This window comes from Bacteroidota bacterium (assembly GCA_034723125.1).
Lineage (GTDB): Bacteria > Bacteroidota > Bacteroidia > CAILMK01 > JAAYUY01 > JAYEOP01.
This window is the reverse complement of record JAYEOP010000577.1, coordinates 1-1577: the sequence shown is the minus strand read 5'-3', so window position 1 is coordinate 1577 and position 1577 is coordinate 1. Positions and strand designations below refer to the sequence as shown.

Sequence of the window (1577 nt, the reverse complement as noted above, 5' to 3'; positions counted from 1 at the left end):
GGAGCAAGTGATTATTATCCGTTTGGGATGTTGCAGGTGAATAGAGGCTATTCGTTGGCTGAGTATCGGTTTGGGTTCAATGGAAAAGAAATGGACAATGAAGTTTCAGGTACCGGGAATCAATATGATTATGGTTTTAGGATATACAATCCAAGAATCGCTAAATTTTTGAGTGTTGATCCTCTTACAAAGTCTTATCCATGGTATACTCCTTATCAGTTTGCTGGGAATAAACCAATTATGTGTAGTGATCTTGATGGATTAGAAGAAAAAGTTGAAATTAAGAAATATAATAAAAATGGTGAACTTTGTTTAGTTACAAGCTATGATCTGATTAAACTAACTGGAGAGGTTGGTCCTCTTGGTTCAGGTAAATTAATAATTACGACTTTACAGAATGAAAATAGAACCAGAGTACAGTATTGGAATTTTGATAATGAAGGTAAGGAGGGAGAACACGAATTATTTCAATATACTGCTTTAACTAAAGATTTACCTAAGCTTGTAGACTACAACAAAGCTCCGCCCAAATATACATGGGAATCAGAAGTAAAAGTTGGAGCTGAGAGTTCTGATAAATTTATCCTTTTTGGAAAAGGATTTGATCTTACATATGGTGCTGCTGCAAGTTTATTTTATTCCAATATTAGTGAGGAAGGAGTTTCAAATGCTTTATATAATGGTGCATCGGCTGAAGTTGGATCTCAAGTCGGATATATTGGTGGTTCTGTTACACTCGATGATAAATTTAACTTAACTACAACAGCTAAATTAGGCCCTGTTCATGAATCAATAAATTGGAGTATCCTTGATAATTCAACTGATTATTCTGTTCCGAAATTAACAATATTTGAATTTTCAGAGGTAAAAGCTATAGGAGGAAATACTAAGTTTACTTATGATCCAACAAAAACAGCAATTCATGCTAAGAATTATGAATCATTAAAAGGATATGCTCCAGAGGAAGTAGAAAGTTCAGAACTTCATTAATTTGTAATCATGACATTTATTAAAATTTTATTATGGAGTATTCTTGCTATTATTACAATAATAAGAAGTTGGCTTGTATATAAATGTCAGACATCTAAAGACATAAGATATCCAAGTTTGATAAATTTCATTAGTAAACATTTGGGAGATTCCTATGACATGAAAATTATTCCTTTTAAATATGAAAAGGATGATTCTATTTTTAATAATTTGATTAAAAAAATTAATATCTATACATATTTGATTTATATAGTAATATTTTTAGCATTTTATGTCAGTGCCATATTTTAACTAAATTAGCATGGTAAAGAAATATACAGGCTTATCAGCAACAATAATCCAATAGTCCAAGCTTGTAGAAAAACAAAAACTGGCACAATGCATTTGCTTGTGCCTTTTTGTTTTTGTAACGTAAAGTTTTTATCGTTGTAACATCTGGTTTAAATTGTCCTTCATGCGTTTTTTGGAGATCAGCCCCCCACTAAGCATAGATTGCATCTACGCTTTTTTATTAATAAGCATTTTTAATGCTGATAAAATATAAAGAGCTTTTACAGAAATTAAAGGCTTTTTTTCGTTCAAATAAA

Annotated in this window: 2 protein-coding genes; both read left to right on the top strand. The window is 30.9% G+C overall.

Going from position 1 to position 1577, the window contains the following annotated elements:
• Positions 1-990 (top strand): RHS repeat-associated core domain-containing protein (locus U9R42_14540; protein ID MEA3497242.1); only part of this gene is annotated, 990 nt, incomplete at its 5' end.
• A gap of 9 nt (positions 991-999) precedes the next feature.
• Entirely contained in the window at positions 1000-1281 is a 282-nt protein-coding gene (locus U9R42_14535; GenBank protein MEA3497241.1) for a hypothetical protein, read from the top strand.
• Positions 1282-1577 lie beyond the last annotated feature (296 nt).

Bases quoted from the DNA above. Each gene is read 5' to 3' on its own strand.
- U9R42_14535 (MEA3497241.1), top strand. From the start codon at position 1,000: ATGACATTTATTAAAATTTTATTATGGAGTATTCTTGCTATTATTACA.